Here is a 15,832-nt window from a genome sequence, read left to right as displayed (position 1 = left end):
CGCCGAACTCCGGGGTTGCGGTCCACTCGGCCCTGGCCCTCTCGTCGGGCGCGACCGACGGGCCGGTCCGGATCGCTCACAGCTACGCGCTCGGTGCGGACACCAAGCCCAGTTCCGCGTCGGAGGCCAGCAGGTCGTTGTGCGGCAGTACGCGCACGGTGTAGCCGACCGCCCCGGACAGCGGAACCGGGGTGTCGACGGTGAACAGCTCCACGCCGGAATCGGACCCGCTGTGCGTCATCGGGACGGTCGTGATGTCGGACAGATCGTCGGTCGCGGAGACCCGTCCGAGCACCGCCTGCACCACCACGTCCGAGACGCTCAACCCGCCGAGCTCGACGCGCGCGGTCAGCGACAGCCGCGCCCCGATGACCGGCGTGTCCGGTAGTCCCGCGCTGTCCACCTGGATCACCTTGACCGACGGCCACGCCGCCTCCACCCGGTGGCGGTATTCGGCGATCGCGCCCGCGACCGCGAAATCGTCGGCTGTCGCCCGCTGGTAGGCCGCGGCGGCGGGGGCGTAGTACTCCACCGCGTAGTCGCGAACCATCCGCGAGGCCAGCACCTGCGGTCCCAAGGTCTGCAAGGTGTGCCGGACCATCTCGACCCAGCGCACCGGCATGCCCGACGCGTCGCGATCGTAGAAGCGCGGCGCGACGGTTCGCTCGAACAGGTCGTAGAGCGCGGCGGCCTCCAGATCGTCGCGGCGCTGCTCGTCGCGGACGCCGTCCGCCGTGGGGATGGCCCAGCCGTTCTCGCCGTCGTACATCTCGTCCCACCAGCCGTCCCGGATGGACAGGTTGAGCCCGCCGTTCAGCGCGGACTTCATGCCGGAGGTGCCGCACGCCTCCAGCGGCCGCAGCGGGTTGTTCAGCCAGACGTCGCAACCCCAGTACAGGAAGCGAGCCATCGACATGTCGTAGTCGGGCAGGAAGACGATCCGGTGCCGCACCTCGGGATCGTCGGCGAAGCGGACCACCTGCTGGATGAGCGCCTTGCCGCCGTCGTCGGCCGGGTGGCTCTTGCCCGCGACCACCATCTGCATCGGACGGCGCGGGTCCAGCAGTAGTGCGCGCAAACGCTGCGGATCGCGCAGCATCAGGGTGAGGCGTTTGTAGGTCGGAACCCGCCGCGCGAACCCGACGGTCAGCACGTTCGGATCGAAAACCCCGTTGATCCAGCCGAGTTCGGCCTCCGCCGCTCCGCGCTGCAGCCAGGACGCGCGCAATCGGCGGCGCACTTCTTCGACCAGGATGCCGCGCAGGGTGTTCCGCGTCGACCACAGCTCGGTGAGATCCACGTCCCGCAGCCGTTCCCAGCCGCGCGCCTCCTCGACCAGCTCCGCGCCGATGTGCTCGCGGGCCTTGTCCACCCATTCCCGCGCCGCCCAGGTGGTGGCGTGCACGCCGTTGGTGACCGACCCGATCGGCACCTCCGCGGGGTCGAATCCGGGCCACAGCGAGGCGAACATGGACCGGCTGACCTCGCCGTGCAACTTCGAGACGCCGTTGGCACGCTGCGCGAGCCGCAGACCCATGTGGGCCATGTTGAAGACGGACGGGTCCGCTTCCCGTCCGAGCGCCACGATCCGGTCCACGGAAAGGCCGGGTAGCAGCGCGGATTCGGATTCGCCGTGCGCCCCGCCGAAGTAGCGGCGCACCATCGGCATCGGGAACCGATCGATGCCCGCCGGGACCGGGGTGTGCGTGGTGAACACCGTGCCCGCCCGTACCGCGGCCAGCGCGGCATCGAAATCTCTTCCGGCCGCGACGAATTCGCGGATGCGCTCCACGCCGAGGAAGCCCGCGTGGCCTTCGTTCATGTGGAAGACGTCGGGATCGGGCAGCCCTTCCGCCGCCGTGTAGGCGCGGACCGCGCGGACGCCGCCGATACCGGCCAGGATCTCCTGCCGGATCCGATGCTCCTGGTCGCCGCCGTAGAGGCGGTCGGTGACCGCGCGCAGTTCCGGATCGTTCTCGGCGATGTCCGAGTCGAGCAGCAGCAGGGGCACCCGGCCGACCTGCGCGATCCACACCCGCGCCCGCAGCACCCTGCCCTCGGGCATGGCCACGTGAATGAGCACCGGCGAATCACCCGAGGTGAGCGCGCGCAGCGGAAGGCCTTGCGGGTCCAGCGCCGGATAGTGCTCGGCCTGCCAGCCGTCCGCGGACAACGACTGCCGGAAGTATCCCGAGCGGTACAGCAGTCCGACGCCGATGAGCGGCAATCCCAGGTCGGAGGCGGCCTTCAGGTGATCACCGGCCAGGATGCCCAGCCCACCCGAGTAGTTCGGCAGCACCTCGGTAACGCCGAACTCCATCGAGAAGTAGGCGATGCCGCGCACTCCCTCCTCCCCCGCGCGCCGCTGGAACCAGCCCGGCGCCGCAAGGTAATCGCGCAGGTCCGCGACCGCGGCGTCCACGCGCGCGACGTAATCCGGATCGGCGGCCAGCTCGTCCAACCGCGCCGCGGGCACCTCGCCCAGCATCCGGACCGGATCATGTCCCATGTCCTGCCACCGCAGCGGATCCAACGCGGCGAACAGGTCTTGCGTCGGCGGATGCCACGACCAGCGCAGGTTGGTGGCGAGCTCACCCAGGGCCGCCAAACGCTCGGGCAGATGGGCACGGACGGTGAAACGACGCAATGCCTTCATTGGGAAAAACTTACCGGCTCGCCGCGGCCTCGGAGCCCGTCTTCATCGCGGTAAGGGTGTCGGAAGACATCGCTGGTGTCCTCGAACACCTCCTCGGCTACCTCGTGCCCATCGGCGAAGGGAACGCGTCGCCGGTCTCCGGTGCGGCCGGAACGCGGAGGCCCGTGTCACGGAACGGACACGTGACGCTCACCGGCGGGTTTGCCGCAAACTCCGCCCACATGGAGTCCCGGCCATCGTCGCGACGTACGGCATGCCGCTACCCGATCGAGACCCGCAACCGGTTGTGAACACCGGACCGCGGGGCAAACCCACAAGCTGTGCGGACCATCCGGCCGCATCAACCGAATCAGTCCGGGAGTGATCAAGATGTGGACGACAGCACACCCGAATCGCGCCCGCAAACGCCACTTGTCGCGGGCTGGAGTAGGCATCACGGGAATCGGAGCCATCGCGACCGCACTCGTGCTTGTCGCACCGAACGCCGGGGCGGCGGTCACATCGGTCAACGCGGCCCAAGGAATGACCTTCGGTTTCGCCAACTACGGAACCAACTGCGAGTACCGCGTGACAGCCATGATGGACAGTGCTTCATCTTCCGACCCGGTCACGTTCACCGACAGCGCCGCAGGAACTTTCTCGCCGAATCCCGCGCAGGTGACCGGCAACCAGGCCACCACGACCTGGACGCCCACCGCGACCGGACAACACACCATCTCCGCGACACAAGGACCCTCCACGGCACCAGGAATGTCCACGACACAAGGAACGCCCACAGCCGTGAGCACGCCGGCGCTGACCGTCGGCAGCGGCATCAGCCTCGGCATTGCCTGCCTCACAATGCCGTAAGCGCTGCACAGCGGTGCGGCGCGAGCGAGCCGGATGCGGCCACCATGCACAACGGCCGCTCAGGCTGAGCAACGGGGACCGCACGCCCATCGGACACCCTGAACGGCTCGCTCACCCAGGCGCTATCCGCAGCGCGGCTGACACGCGGCCACGTCGACCCATCGTCAGGCGGGCCGCAACCAGACCGCGGTGTTCGGCGCGAGCGTCACCGTGGCCGAGGCGGGTCGGTCATGCCATGGCTCGTCGGTGGCCATCACCTCGCCGAGGTTGCCGATACCGGAGCCGCTGTAGTGCACCGCGTCGGTGTTGAGCAGTTCGAGCCAGCGGCCCGCCTGCGGGAGGCCGACGCGGTAGGCCTCGTGCATAGATCCGGAGAAGTTGTAGACGCACGCGACGACCGAGCCGTCCGAGCCGTAGCGCAGGAACGCCAGCACGTTGTTGGCGCGGTCGTTCGCTTCGATCCACGCGTAGCCGCCCGGTGTGGTGTCCTGACTCCACAGGGCGGGGTAGGCGCGATAGACCGCGTTCAGGTCCCGCACCAGCGCGGTTATGCCCTGGTGCAGGGGGTTGCCCAGTTCGTGCCAGTCCAGGCCGCGGTCGTGCGACCATTCGCGGAACTGGCCGAAGTCCTGGCCCATGAACAGCAGTTGCTTGCCGGGATGAGCCCACATGTAGGCCAGTAGCGCCCGTACGCCGCAGGCCTTGGCGAAATCGTCACCCGGCATCCTGGTCCAGAGCGTGCCCTTGCCGTGCACGACCTCGTCGTGGCTGATCGGCAGCACGTAGCTCTCGCTCCACGCGTACATCAGCGAGAAAGTGATCTCGTTGTGGTGCCAGCTGCGGTGCACGGGGTCGCGGCCGAGGAACCCGAGGGTGTCGTGCATCCAGCCCATGTTCCACTTCATGGTGAACCCGAGTCCGCCGACGTCGGTGCCGCGGGTGACGCCGGGCCAGGTGGTGGACTCCTCGGCGATGGTGACCACGCCGGGGTGGTTGCGGTGCACGGTGTCGTTGAGGTCTTGGAGGAAGTCGACGGCCTCCAAGTTCTCCCGGCCACCGTGCACGTTGGGTTCCCACTCGCCTTCCGCGCGGGAGTAATCCAGGTAGAGCATGGAGGCGACCGCGTCCACGCGCAGGCCGTCGATGTGGAATTCCTCGATCCAGTAGCGCGCGTTGGCGACCAGGAAGTTGCGCACTTCGCGTCTGCCGAAGTCGAAGACGTAGGTGCCCCAGTCGAGTTGCTCGCCGCGGCGCGGGTCGGCGTGTTCGTAGAGCGGGGTGCCGTCGAAGCGGGCCAGCGCCCATTCGTCGCGAGGGAAGTGCGCGGGCACCCAGTCCAGCAGTACCCCGATGTCCGCGGCGTGCATGCGGTCGACGAACGCGCGGAAGTCGTCGGGGGAGCCGAAGCGCGCCGTCGGCGCGTAGTAGGAGGTGACCTGGTATCCCCACGAGCCACCGAACGGGTGCTCGGCGATGGGGAGCAATTCGATGTGGGTGTATCCGGCCGCCTGCACGTATTCGGCGAGCTGGTCGGCCAGTTCCCGGTAGCCGAGGCCAGGACGCCATGAGCCGAGATGCACCTCGTAGACGCTCATCGGCGCTCGGGTCGGGTCGGTGGCCGTGCGCCGCTCGAGCCAGGCGTGGTCGTTCCACACGTAGTTGCTTTCGGTGACCACCGAAGCCGTGGCCGGGGGGTGTTCGGTGGCGAAGGCCAGCGGGTCTGCGTGATCCACGGTGCGTCCATCGGCGCCGTGCACACGGTATTTGTACTTGGTGCCCGGTCCGACACCAGGCACGAAGACCTCCCAGATACCGGACGAACCCAGCGAGCGCATCGGCGCGGTGTTGCCACTCCAGCCGTCGAAATCCCCGATCACGGTGACGCCGCGCGCGTTCGGCGCCCACACCGCGAACGACGTGCCCTCGACTTCGCCGTCCAGGGTGGCGTACCGGCGCGGATGCGCGCCGAGCACGTCCCACAGGCGCTCGTGGCGGCCCTCGCCGATGAGATGCAGGTCGAGTTCGCCCAGCGTGGGCAGGAAGCGGTAACCATCGGCGCTGATGATCGTCTGACCGCCCGGATAGGTGGTCACGACGCGATAGTCCATGAGATCGGGGTACGGCACCACCGCGGCGAACACGCCGTGGCCCAGCAATTTCAGCGCATGATCGACGCCACCCACTCGCACCGACACCGTTTCCGCGTGCGGGCGCAGCACCCGCACGACCGTGCCGTCGGGATGAGGATGCGCGCCGAGCACGGTGTGCGGGTCGGCGTGCGTGCCCGCCGCGAGCAGCATGAGGTCGCGTCGCCTCATCGCAGCGTCCTGCGGTAGGCCAGCTCGGTGCGAGCCTGCTGGGACACCGGCGGCAACGTGATGATGTGCGCGACCGCGCGGGCAGGGTCCAATCGCACGTAATTGGTCTGGGCCCAGTGGTATTCCTCGCCGCTGACCTCGTCGTACACCACCGGGTGGTCGTGCCACTCACGTCCGATCGCGGGCAGGTCGAGCGAGAGCATGCCCCACTCGGCGGCGAACGGGTTCAGGTTCACCACCACCAGTACGGCGTCGCCGCTGGCCGGGTCGATCTTGGAGTAGGCGAGCAGCGCGTCGTTGTCCACGTGGTGGAAGTGCAGGCAGCGCAACTGTTGCAGGGCCGGGTGCGCGCGACGGATCTCGTTGAGCCGGGTGAGCCACGGCTCCAACGATTCCCCGCGCGCCAGCGCCTCGGCGAACGGGCGCGGACGCAGCTCATACTTTTCCGAGTCCAGGTACTCCTCGCTGCCCGGACGCACCGCCTGATGCTCGAACAGCTCGAAACCCGAATAGACGCCCCAGGTGGGCGCGAGGGTGGCGGCCAGCACCGCGCGGATGGCGAACATGCCAGGACCGCCGTGCTGCAGGCTCTCGTGCAGGATGTCCGGGGTGTTCACGAACAGGTTCGGTCGGGCTTCGTCGGCCTTCGCGGCCAGTTCGTTGCCGAACTCGGTGAGCTCCCACTTCGCCACCCGCCAGGTGAAATACGTGTAGGACTGGCTGAATCCGCGCCGCGCCAGCCCGTAGAGCCGGGCGGGGCGGGTGAACGCCTCGGACAGGAAGATCACGTCCGGGTCGGTGCGGCGCACGTTCGCGATCAGCCATTCCCAGAAGTCGGCGGGCTTGGTGTGCGGGTTGTCGACGCGGAAGATCTTGACGCCCAAGCCGATCCAGTGCCGCACTACGCGCAGCACCTCGGCGTAGAGGCCATCGGGGTCGTTGTCGAAGTTGACCGGGTAGATGTCCTGGTACTTCTTCGGGGGGTTCTCGGCGTAGGCGATGCTGCCGTCGGGGAGGGTGATGAACCATTCCGGATGGGTCCGCACCCACGGATGGTCGGGCGCGCATTGCAGGGCGAGATCGAGCGCGACCTCCAGGCCGAGCCGGTGCGCCGCCGCCACGAACTCGGCGAAATCGGCCTCCGTGCCCAGTTCGGGGTGCACGGCATCGTGACCGCCGTGCTTCGATCCGATCGCCCACGGCGAGCCGACATCCCCCGGCTCCGCGGTGAGAGCGTTGTTGCGGCCTTTGCGGTTCACCTCGCCGATCGGGTGGATGGGCGGCAGATACACCACGTCGAAGCCCATGCCGGCGATACGCGGGAGTTGTTCGGCCGCGGTCGCGAAGGTGCCATGGATCGGCTTGCCGGTGGCGTCGCGGCTGCCGGTCGAGCGAGGGAAGAATTCGTACCACGAGCCGAACAGCGCGCGGTGCCGCTCGACGTGCACGGTGTGCTGCGGGCCGCGGGTGACCAGGTCGCGCAGCGGCGTGGCGCGCAGAATATCGGCGACCTCCTCGGTGAAGGCCGGGGCCACCCGCGCGGGTAGCTGCTCGGCGCTGCGCAGCGCCGCCGCGACTGCGCGCAAGCGCTCGAACTGCTTCTTCGGGACGGCTTGCGCCGCGCGCTCGAACAGCCGGGCACCCAGCTCCAGGTCGTTGGCCAAATCGGCGGCGCTCTGCCCGACGGCCAGCTTCGCCTCGATCGCCGACCGCCAGGTGGCGATGGGGTCGCTCCACCCTTCGATGCGGTAGGTCCAGATGCCCGGAGTGTTCGGGGTGAACGTGGCATTGAACACGTCGGGTTCGTGGTCCGGCGCCATGCGGACGCGGGCCGGTCGCGACGCGCCAGGGCCTTTCACGACCAGCGTGGCGGCGACGGCGTCGTGGCCTTCTCGCCACACCACGGTGCGTACCGGGAAAACCTCGCCGACCACGGCCTTGGCAGGCCGACCGCCTGCGATGGACGGGGCAGTGTCATCGATAGCGATGCGGCCGGTCACGGGACCAACCTACCGGTAGACCGCGGTGCGGACCGGATCAGCGGGTACTCGAGAGCGGAATTCGTCACGTGGTCGCGGTACCTGTGAGCAGGGCTGGTACGGCTGGTACGGCTCCGCGAGGGTGCCCGTGGGAGGGCGTGCGGCCCGATGAATGCCGGTCCGGCGCGCGGTTGCGCCCGGGGGTAGGGATGACGCCCGTCCACCCAGCCCGTATCCACTAACGCGGTGCCGCCCGTTCAGCGTGTGCGTTTGTGTGCGGACCCGGCGGTGCGCTCGACCTCTGAATCCTGGACCGGAGGTGCACGCGTGGGGCTGAACACGCCGAGAGGTGGGCTGCTCGGTCAGCGGGCGTCAGCGGCGAGGCCGAGACCGAGCGCGACCAGTATCGCGGCGAGTGTGCGTTCGACGCGCTGCCGGATGCCGGTCCGGCGTAGCCAGGTGCCCGCGCGGTCGGCGGCCAACACCACGCCGACGCACCATGCGGTGTCGATCACCAGCTGGATGAGCGCCAGGATCACGACGGTCGGCAGCACCGGACCGCTGGCGGGAAGAAACTGCGGAAGGATCGTCAACCCGAAGACAGCGGCCTTGGGGTTCGCCGCGATCGAGACCAACGACGCGCGGAAGGCGGAGCCGGGCGTACGGCCCGACGGGAGCATCTTCGTCATCGCGCTACCGAACTCGTCGCCGCCGCGCGCACCCCGCCACGCCTGCACGCCCAGCCAGATCAACACCAGCGCCCCGACGATGTGCACCGCTGTGTGCATCGCCCGATTCGCGACGAGCAGGACCGACAGCCCGGCCCCGCCCGCGAGCGTCCAGCCGAGCACGCCGATTTCGTTCCCGGCCACGGCCGCCAAGCCCGCGGTGCGCCCGTCCCGTACGGAGCGCTGCAGGAACAGAGCGGTCGCCGGTCCCGGTAGCGCCGCCAGAACCAGGCAAGCCAGCAGGAATTGGGGAAGAACGTGAATCCAGTGCGGCATCAGCCGATGGTCCCAGTTCCGCCCCGGCCCGGCCATTGGTTTCCGCGGCCATCTTCGCGGACACCACGAGAAGTCGCGGGGCGGCACCAATGGTCGCCGGTCGGCTCGCCGTCGCGCTAGTGGACAGGCCGGGACGACTCCGAGAGATCCACTCGCCCGGAATGCCGAGGGATGGCTCGACCAATGGCGGGAAACATCCGACTCCGCCATCAACGCCGTGCGCTGACCTCGCGCCCGCGGGTCGAACTCCGGCAGAACAGTCGAAGCGCCGGAGTCCGCAACGCCGAGAAGCATGCGGCCGCCCTGCCGTCGTCCGATACAGCTCGGCGCGAACGCACGCCGCGTGAACCGCAGCCAACTCGAACATGCGCTGGGGCACGCTGAGCGGCGCGGTTGCGTGGGCTCAGTACAGCGCGGCGGCCAGCTTACGGCGCGCGGCCACGACGAACGGCTCGGCCTGGTCGAACAGCTCGAACAGCTCCAGCAGACGGGTGCGCGCCTTCGTGCGCTCGTCGCCCGACGTCCGCTTGACGACCGCGATCAGCCGGTCGAAGGCCGCCTCCGGTCGCTGCTGGAACAGTTCCAGATCGGCGGCGTCGATCGCGGCGTCGACATCGGACGGGTCGGCGTCCGCGGTCGCGATGGCCGACTCCGGCAGCTCCTGCGCGCGGGCGAGGAACCGCAGCTGGCGCAGCGCGCCCTTGGCCTCCTCGTTCGCCGGCTCGGCAGCGAGGATGGCCTCGTAGGCCGCCTCCGCGCCGGCCAGGTCACCCTGCTCCAAGGCCGCCTCGGCCGCCGCGAAGCGCGGGTCCTCGGCGGGCTGCTGTGGCGCTCCACCCTCCAGCTTGCCCGCCACCGCGTCGATCACCGCGTTCAGCCACTGCCGCACCTGCGGCTCCGGCTGCGCGCCCTCGAAGTCGGCCAGCGGCTGCCCGGCCGCGATCGCGATCACCGTGGGGATGCCCTGCACCCGCAGCGCCTGGGCGATGCGCATGTTGGCCTCGGCCTCGACGGTGGCCAGATCCCAGGCGCCGGCGTCGGCGGCCACCAGACGCTCCAGCGTCCGGACCAGTTCGACGCTGCCCGGGCTGCGCTGCGAGTACAGCACCACCACCACGGGGACCTGCATCGAGCGACGCAGGACCTTGGTCTCGAAATCGGCCTCGGATACCGCGTAGTCGCCGGCCGCACCGCCCGCGCCACTCGCGGGCTGCTTCAGGCTGGACAGATCGACCGCGCCGGACATGGCGGCGGCGACAGCGGGCGAAGGACGGCGTGCGGCTGGTCGATTCACGACTTCCAGTTTGTCACGACGTGGCCGACGCGGGTGCCGCGGACTCGGCCGATGCGGCGTTGCTCAACTCACCCAGCTGACCCGAACGCACCGCCCAGACTTCGAACAGCACCGTGCAGAACGGCGGAATGCTCGACACCAGCGCCAGCACGGTGGTCTTGGCGTTCCAGCCCAGCTCGCGCGCGGCCACGATCGCTGTGATCACGAACAAGATGAAGACGATTCCGTGCGTCATGCCGAACACCTTGACCGGCCACATCACCGGCTCGGGAATCCGCTTGAACACCATGCCGATGATCAGCAGCACCCAGGAGATCGCCTCCAGCACCGCGATAGCCCGAAACCGTTTGGCCACAGTGCTCAGGTCGAAGACATTGCCCATGCGCCCCATTCTGCCGGATTCACCGGGATGCACTACAAACCGTCGTAGTTGAACTGATCACACTCCGGCACTCCGCCCAAGCCGCCAACACGCGCACGATCGACCGCCATCACCGTCCCCTCCGAGTGACAGCGGCGAAGACATTCAACTGCCGCGAAGGTACTCGACTGCGCGGCATGCATGGGTCCAACCCTGCGCCCGCCATCCGAGCACGCGTGCGGTGTCTGCGAAACCGAGCCGCGGGACATCGCCCGCCCAGAGTCAGACGCGGACGATCAGCGCGTCACCCTGACCACCGCCACCGCAGAGCGCGGCCGCACCGACGCCGCCCCCGCGGCGCTTCAGCTCCAGCGCCAGATGCAGCAGGATGCGCGCACCGGACATGCCCAGCGGGTGGCCGATGGCGATGGCGCCACCGTTGACGTTCACCTTCTCCGGGTCGATGCCCAGCTTGCGGGTGGAGGCGATGCCGACCGCCGCGAACGCCTCGTTGATCTCCACCAGGTCCAGGTCGGCGGGCGAGATGCCCTCGCGTGCGCATGCCTTGGCGATCGCGTTGGCGGGCTGGTCTTGCAAGGTCGAATCCGGGCCCGCGACCACGCCCGCGGCGCCGATCTCGGCGATCCAGCTCAGACCGAGCGACTCGGCCTTCTCCTTGCTCATCACCACGACCGCGGCGGCGCCGTCGGAGATCTGCGAGGCGGTGCCCGCGGTGATCGTGCCGTCCTTGCGGAACGCGGGGCGCAGCTTGCCCAGCGACTCGGCCGTGGTGTCGGCACGGATTCCCTCGTCGGTGGTCACCAGCACCGGATCGCCCTTGCGCTGCGGCACCGCGACCGGGACCACCTCGTCGTCGAAGACGCCGTTCTTCCACGCCGCCGCGGCACGCTGGTGCGAGGCAGCCGCGAACGCGTCCTGATCCTCGCGGCTGACCGGCTCGGCGTCGTTGCGCTGCTCGGTGAGCGCGCCCATCGCCTGGTCGGTGAAGATGTCGTGCAGGCCGTCGTAGGCCATGTGGTCGCGCAGCGTCACGTCACCGTATTTGAAGCCCTCGCGGCTCTTTTCGAGCAGATGCGGCGCCTGGCTCATGGACTCCTGGCCGCCCGCGACGACGATCTCGTACTCGCCCGCCCGGATCAGCTGGTCCGCGAGAGCGATCGCGTTGATGCCGGACAGGCAGACCTTGTTCAACGTCAGCGCGGGCACGTCCATGGGAATGCCCGCGGCCGCCGCCGCCTGCCGGGCCGGGATCTGGCCGGCGCCGGCGGTGAGTACCTGGCCCATGATCACGTAGTCGACCTGGTCGGGCGCGACGCCGCCCTTCTCCAGCGCCGCCTTGATGGCGAATCCGCCCAAATCGGAGCCGCTGAAGTCCTTCAGACCCCCGAGCAGCCGGCCGACCGGGGTACGCGCACCGGAGACGATCACGGAAGTGGTCACGACGAGCCTCGCATTCGTAGATCTGCCCGCGCCTACCCGCGGCGCGAGAGCAAGTTTTCCTACTCAACGGTAGCGGGTCCGGCCCACACGTCTTGGGCCAGGTCGCGCTACGTTCGACTGGTGAGCACCGTTACGGATCAGTCGTCTTTCATCCCCGCGGACTACGTGACCGCGGTCGACCACGTCGGCATCGCGGTGCCCGACCTGGACGCCGCGGTGGCCTGGTACGCCGAGAACCTCGGCATGGTCGAGACCCATCGCGAGGTGAACGAGTCGCAAGGCGTGCACGAGGCGATGCTGTCGCTGCCCGGCGCACCGGACCGAGCGACCGCCCTGCAATTGCTGGCGCCGCTCGACGCGGACTCCACCATCGCGAAGTTCATCGACCGCAGCGGCCCCGGCTTGCAGCAACTGGCCTACCGGGTGACCGACATCGACGCCGTCTCCGCGTACCTCCGCGCCAAGGGGCTGCGTTTGCTGTACGAGGCTCCGCGGCCCGGAACGGCCGATTCCCGCATCAATTTCATCCACCCGAAGGATGCTGGCGGTGTGCTGATCGAGTTGGTCGAACCGAACGCGAATGTTACGCACTAGTATCAAGGTCAGGTCGAGAAAACTCGTTGGAATGACATTCGCAGTCGAGTCACCATCGGCTGTCTTCAGGCTGTAGTTTGTGTGCCATGTCGTCACCCGAGTCCGATCGCAATCGCTTCGTTGCACTGCCCTTCACCGTTGTGCGCAAGGGTTATGCGCAAGACGAGGTGCGTAATTACTTCGACCGCTTCGACGCGGAACTGAGAGTCACCGCCACCGACCGCGATGCCGCTGCGGCACAAGCACGTAACCTCGCAAGCCAGCTGGAAGACGCGCGCGACGAGATCGACGAACTCCGCAAGGAGGTCGACCGACTCTCGGTGCCGCCCACCACCGCGGAAGGCATGTCCGACCGCATTTCCCGCATGCTGCGCCTGGCCTCCGATGAGGCGTCCGAGGTCCGTGCCCTGGCGCAGGCCGAGGCAGCGGAAATGGTGTCGATCGCCGAGCAGCAGGCCACCGAGATGCGTGGCAAGTACGAGTCGCTGCTCGCGGAGACCAAGGAGAAGCGCGAGGCGCTCGAAATCGAATTCGAGCAGACCCTCGCGAACGCACGCACCGAGTCCGCCAAGATCATCGAGGCCGCCCAGGCCGAGGCCGACCGCATCGCGAAGGAAGCCGACGCGAAGCGCAAGGCCACCCAGCAGGACTTCGAGGCCACCATGGCCGAGCGTCGCACCAAGCTCACCCGCGCCATGGAAGAGCTGGAGGCCACCAGCCGCGCCGAGGCCGCCCAGCGGATCAAGGACGCCACCGACGAGGCCAACCGCCTCATCACCTCCGCCACCCAGACCTCCGAGCGCAAGATCGCGCACGCGAAGGAACTGGCCGAGGAGATGCGCGTGCTGCGCGGCCGCGTGCTCGCACAGCTGCTCGGTATCCGCGGTCAGCTCGACTCGGTGCCCGCGATGCTCGCCGCGGTCAACCGGGAAAGCGAACTGCTGGACGGCGTTCCGGATCAGCGCAAGTCGATCGGCGGCAACACCAAGTCGGTCACCGGCTCGCGCCAGAAGGCGATTTCCGAGGTCGCCACTGAGGACGACGATATCGACTCGGACGAGCGCGAGAGCGCCGACATCAGCAACTGACGTCGGGCCCACGGCGACTGAAGCAGTATCTCAACCGAATTCACCGAAGGCCGCCCCACCGGGGCGGCCTTCCTTAATTCCAGGCGAGTGGACCTTCACGCCCGCAACGACATTGGCAACCGCCGTACACCAGCGGCAGGCGTCCGGTGTACGCCGGCTCGATCAGAACTCCCATGCCGCGCGCTCGCCGCGCTGCCGTCCATCGGGCCCACATCTCCCAGGCGATCAGCGCCGTGGCGCTCCTGAGCTCCCCCGAGTGCCTGCGGGACCGGCCTTGGTTCAGGACCAGCGCCGGGTGATTCTGCGTGTGCGGCGGCTGTTCCAGCATCCGCGGTGCCAATGCCTGCGATCGTCCTCGCCGCCGGAGGCGGGCCAGGCGACGATGTGGGCGACCCCGGGCGCGATTTCATGGTCGCAGCCGGGGCAGCGGTAGGTCTTGATCGCACGAGTGCCCGGGATGGTGCGGACGACGTATGTCTCGTCACCGTCCGGTCCCGACTCCGTCCGCGCGAACACGCCCCCGAGCGGCGCAACGGTCCGCGAGCGATCAGCGTGGCGATCCGAAGGCGGCTTCCGGCGGGGCATGCGACAAGCCTATTACCCGCCCGCCGCGCGGCCCGTACACCCCCGCGGCTTCAGAACAGGCGGAATTCGTTGCTCTCCGTGCCGCGCAGGGCGTCGTAATCGAGAGTGAGGCAGCGGATGCCGCGATCCTCCGCGAGCGTGCGGGCCTGCGGTTTGATCTGCTGGGCCGCGAAGACACCGGTTACCGGGGCCAGCAGGGGGTCGCGGTTGAGCAGCTCGAGGTAACGGGTGAGCTGTTCGACGCCGTCGATCTCGCCACGTCGTTTGATCTCCACCGCGACCGTGCCGCCGTCGGCGTCCCGGCACAGCAGGTCCACCGGCCCGATCGCGGTCATGTATTCGCGGCGGATGAGCGTGTAGCCCGCGCCGAGCGTCTGCACGTGCTCGGCGAGCAGCTCCTGGAGGTGGGCCTCCACCCCGTCCTTCACCAGCCCGGGATCGACCCCCAGCTCATGCGAGGAGTCGTGCTCGATGTCCTCGATGGTGATGCGAAGTTCTTCCCGGGCCTTGTTGGCGACGACCCACAGCGCCTTCGCTCCCTCTGGGAGCTGTGTGTCGCCGTTGCGTTCCTCCAGCCAGCACGGCGGGCTCATCCAGTTCAGCGGCTTGTACGAGCCGCCGTCGGAGTGTACGAGCACCGAGCCGTCCGCTTTCATCAGCAGTAGCCTGCGGGCCATCGGAAGATGGGCGGTGAGTCGCCCTACGTAGTCGACCTGGCAGCGAGCAATCACGAGGCGCACCCAAGCACTGTAGGTGAATGCCGAACGGCGGTTGCGGTCAGCCCATGAGCAGCATCGCCGCGAGAATCGCGCTCACGGCCAGCAGCGCGGTTTCGACCCGGTCAGCCTGCGCCGGGTGGTTGCCCTGGCGTGAATCATGAAGAACCCAGCGGCCACGCCGATGGTGAACGCCACCAGGTGACCGACGTGGGTGAAAGTCTGCCCGATCAGGACGCCGCCGACCGCGACGACGAACCACACTGTGGCCCAAGCAATCCACCACCGATGCGGCACGGGCGCGACGAGCGCCCCGACCAGTGCAATGGCCCCGTAGCCGACTCAGACGTCCTCGGTCCAACGGACGCTCGCGGGCACCCATCCGGCCTCCACACCCAGCCACAAACCAGCCGCGACGAGCAGCGTGGCGCCGATGTGGCAGGCCAGGAAGACGCGGACCAAACGCCCTGCGCCCAAGCGCAGTTCGGCAAGGGCGAGCAGACCGGCCAGCAATGGGATGATGGCCCAGGCTCCCACGACGTCGCCGATTACGAACGCGCCGTACAGCAGTGTCCAGACCCGGCCGCTCGGGAGGTTGTGCAGAATCGCGCTGGTGCACCGGAATCGAGCGGCGCCGTCGTCGCGACGACCATGCATACCTCCGTTGTCACGCGCTCGGTCGCCATCGTCCGTGATCAGTTATGCGCGCTCCGCGTAAATCGTCTTCCTGCTGAGTTGCTCCGCAACAGCAGTTGCGCCCGAAAAAATGCCGAAAGGCCCTCGACGTTGTCGAGGGCCTTTCGTGAAGGATGTTCCGGCGGTGTCCTACTCTCCCACACCCTGTCGAGTGCAGTACCATCGGCGCTGGCAGGCTTAGCTTCCGGGTTCGGAATGGGACCGGGCGTTTCCCCGCCGCTATGGCCGCCG

The 15,832-nt window shown here is 68.6% G+C and carries 14 protein-coding genes and 1 rRNA gene; 3 read left to right on the top strand and 12 right to left on the bottom strand.

Features of this window, described 5'->3' with window-relative positions; all coding sequences use genetic code 11:
* Positions 1–82 precede the first annotated feature (82 nt).
* Positions 83–2,656 (bottom strand): alpha-glucan family phosphorylase, encoded by a 2,574-nt coding sequence (gene glgP, locus ACWPXK_RS21700; protein ID WP_454198012.1) that lies wholly within the window; start codon positions 2,654–2,656, stop codon positions 83–85.
* Between the two features lie 369 nt (positions 2,657–3,025).
* Here glgP and ACWPXK_RS21695 point away from each other — a divergent pair, with 369 nt between their 5' ends.
* Entirely contained in the window at positions 3,026–3,505 is a 480-nt protein-coding gene (locus ACWPXK_RS21695; RefSeq protein WP_454198011.1) for a hypothetical protein, read from the top strand.
* Between the two features lie 164 nt (positions 3,506–3,669).
* Here ACWPXK_RS21695 and glgB read toward each other — a convergent pair whose 3' ends face one another.
* From glgB to ACWPXK_RS21665, 6 genes are all read right to left on the bottom strand, one after another.
* The gene (glgB, locus tag ACWPXK_RS21690; protein ID WP_454198010.1) at positions 3,670–5,823 is read right to left on the bottom strand and encodes a 1,4-alpha-glucan branching protein GlgB; all 2,154 of its coding nucleotides are present in this window, start codon (positions 5,821–5,823) and stop codon (positions 3,670–3,672) included.
* Positions 5,820–7,823 (bottom strand): alpha-1,4-glucan--maltose-1-phosphate maltosyltransferase, encoded by a 2,004-nt coding sequence (locus ACWPXK_RS21685; RefSeq protein ID WP_454198009.1) that lies wholly within the window; start codon positions 7,821–7,823, stop codon positions 5,820–5,822. Before ACWPXK_RS21685 ends, glgB begins: the two co-directional genes overlap by 4 nt.
* 341 nt (positions 7,824–8,164) lie before the next feature.
* Positions 8,165–8,806 carry a LysE family translocator gene (locus ACWPXK_RS21680; protein WP_454198008.1) on the bottom strand — a complete coding sequence of 214 codons (642 nt, stop codon included), beginning with the start codon at positions 8,804–8,806 and terminating at the stop codon, positions 8,165–8,167.
* A 403-nt stretch (positions 8,807–9,209) separates the two neighbouring features.
* Positions 9,210–10,052, bottom strand: a complete 843-nt coding sequence (locus ACWPXK_RS21675; RefSeq protein WP_454198347.1) for a tetratricopeptide repeat protein — start codon at positions 10,050–10,052, stop codon at positions 9,210–9,212.
* Between the two features lie 61 nt (positions 10,053–10,113).
* Entirely contained in the window at positions 10,114–10,482 is a 369-nt protein-coding gene (locus ACWPXK_RS21670; protein WP_454198007.1) for a DUF3817 domain-containing protein, read from the bottom strand.
* Positions 10,483–10,743: 261 nt separating this feature from the next.
* Positions 10,744–11,922 (bottom strand): acetyl-CoA C-acetyltransferase, encoded by a 1,179-nt coding sequence (locus ACWPXK_RS21665; RefSeq protein WP_454198006.1) that lies wholly within the window; start codon positions 11,920–11,922, stop codon positions 10,744–10,746.
* A gap of 120 nt (positions 11,923–12,042) precedes the next feature.
* On the opposite strand from ACWPXK_RS21665, the gene mce reads away from it, so the two are divergent.
* A complete protein-coding gene (mce, locus tag ACWPXK_RS21660; RefSeq protein WP_454198005.1) occupies positions 12,043–12,516 on the top strand; it encodes a methylmalonyl-CoA epimerase in 474 nt (157 codons plus the stop codon).
* Between the two features lie 86 nt (positions 12,517–12,602).
* The gene (locus tag ACWPXK_RS21655) at positions 12,603–13,604 is read left to right on the top strand and encodes a hypothetical protein (RefSeq protein WP_454198004.1); all 1,002 of its coding nucleotides are present in this window, start codon (positions 12,603–12,605) and stop codon (positions 13,602–13,604) included.
* A 279-nt stretch (positions 13,605–13,883) separates the two neighbouring features.
* Here ACWPXK_RS21655 and ACWPXK_RS21650 read toward each other — a convergent pair whose 3' ends face one another.
* The 5 genes from ACWPXK_RS21650 to rrf all read right to left on the bottom strand — a co-directional run.
* Positions 13,884–14,189 carry an ATP/GTP-binding protein gene (locus tag ACWPXK_RS21650; RefSeq protein WP_454198003.1) on the bottom strand — a complete coding sequence of 102 codons (306 nt, stop codon included), beginning with the start codon at positions 14,187–14,189 and terminating at the stop codon, positions 13,884–13,886.
* Positions 14,190–14,239: 50 nt separating this feature from the next.
* Complete coding sequence (gene nucS, locus ACWPXK_RS21645; protein ID WP_454198002.1) at positions 14,240–14,929, bottom strand: endonuclease NucS; 690 nt, start codon at positions 14,927–14,929, stop codon at positions 14,240–14,242.
* Between the two features lie 72 nt (positions 14,930–15,001).
* Positions 15,002–15,169, bottom strand: coding sequence for a hypothetical protein (locus ACWPXK_RS21640; RefSeq protein ID WP_454198001.1), 168 nt, complete (start codon positions 15,167–15,169; stop codon positions 15,002–15,004).
* Between the two features lie 78 nt (positions 15,170–15,247).
* On the bottom strand, positions 15,248–15,562 hold the full coding sequence (locus ACWPXK_RS21635) for a hypothetical protein (RefSeq protein WP_454198000.1): 315 nt from the start codon (positions 15,560–15,562) through the stop codon (positions 15,248–15,250).
* A gap of 155 nt (positions 15,563–15,717) precedes the next feature.
* Positions 15,718–15,832: ribosomal RNA gene (gene rrf / locus ACWPXK_RS21630) — 5S ribosomal RNA — on the bottom strand; the annotation flags it as partial.

It is taken from the genome of Nocardia sp. Marseille-Q1738 (genome assembly GCF_965283145.1).
This window is presented reverse-complemented; position numbering and strand designations above follow the sequence as displayed.

Excerpts from the sequence above, each read along its gene's own strand:
- ACWPXK_RS21670 (WP_454198007.1), bottom strand. The coding sequence starts at position 10,482 with ATGGGCAATGTCTTCGACCTGAGCACTGTGGCCAAACGGTTTCGGGCT.
- glgP (WP_454198012.1), bottom strand. The coding sequence starts at position 2,656 with ATGAAGGCATTGCGTCGTTTCACCGTCCGTGCCCATCTGCCCGAGCGT.
- ACWPXK_RS21680 (WP_454198008.1), bottom strand. The coding sequence starts at position 8,806 with ATGCCGCACTGGATTCACGTTCTTCCCCAATTCCTGCTGGCTTGCCTG.
- ACWPXK_RS21675 (WP_454198347.1), bottom strand. The coding sequence starts at position 10,052 with ATGTCCGGCGCGGTCGATCTGTCCAGCCTGAAGCAGCCCGCGAGTGGC.
- glgB (WP_454198010.1), bottom strand. The coding sequence starts at position 5,823 with ATGAGGCGACGCGACCTCATGCTGCTCGCGGCGGGCACGCACGCCGAC.
- ACWPXK_RS21695 (WP_454198011.1), top strand. The coding sequence starts at position 3,026 with ATGTGGACGACAGCACACCCGAATCGCGCCCGCAAACGCCACTTGTCG.
- ACWPXK_RS21635 (WP_454198000.1), bottom strand. The coding sequence starts at position 15,562 with ATGCATGGTCGTCGCGACGACGGCGCCGCTCGATTCCGGTGCACCAGC.
- ACWPXK_RS21655 (WP_454198004.1), top strand. The coding sequence starts at position 12,603 with ATGTCGTCACCCGAGTCCGATCGCAATCGCTTCGTTGCACTGCCCTTC.
- ACWPXK_RS21650 (WP_454198003.1), bottom strand. The coding sequence starts at position 14,189 with ATGCCCCGCCGGAAGCCGCCTTCGGATCGCCACGCTGATCGCTCGCGG.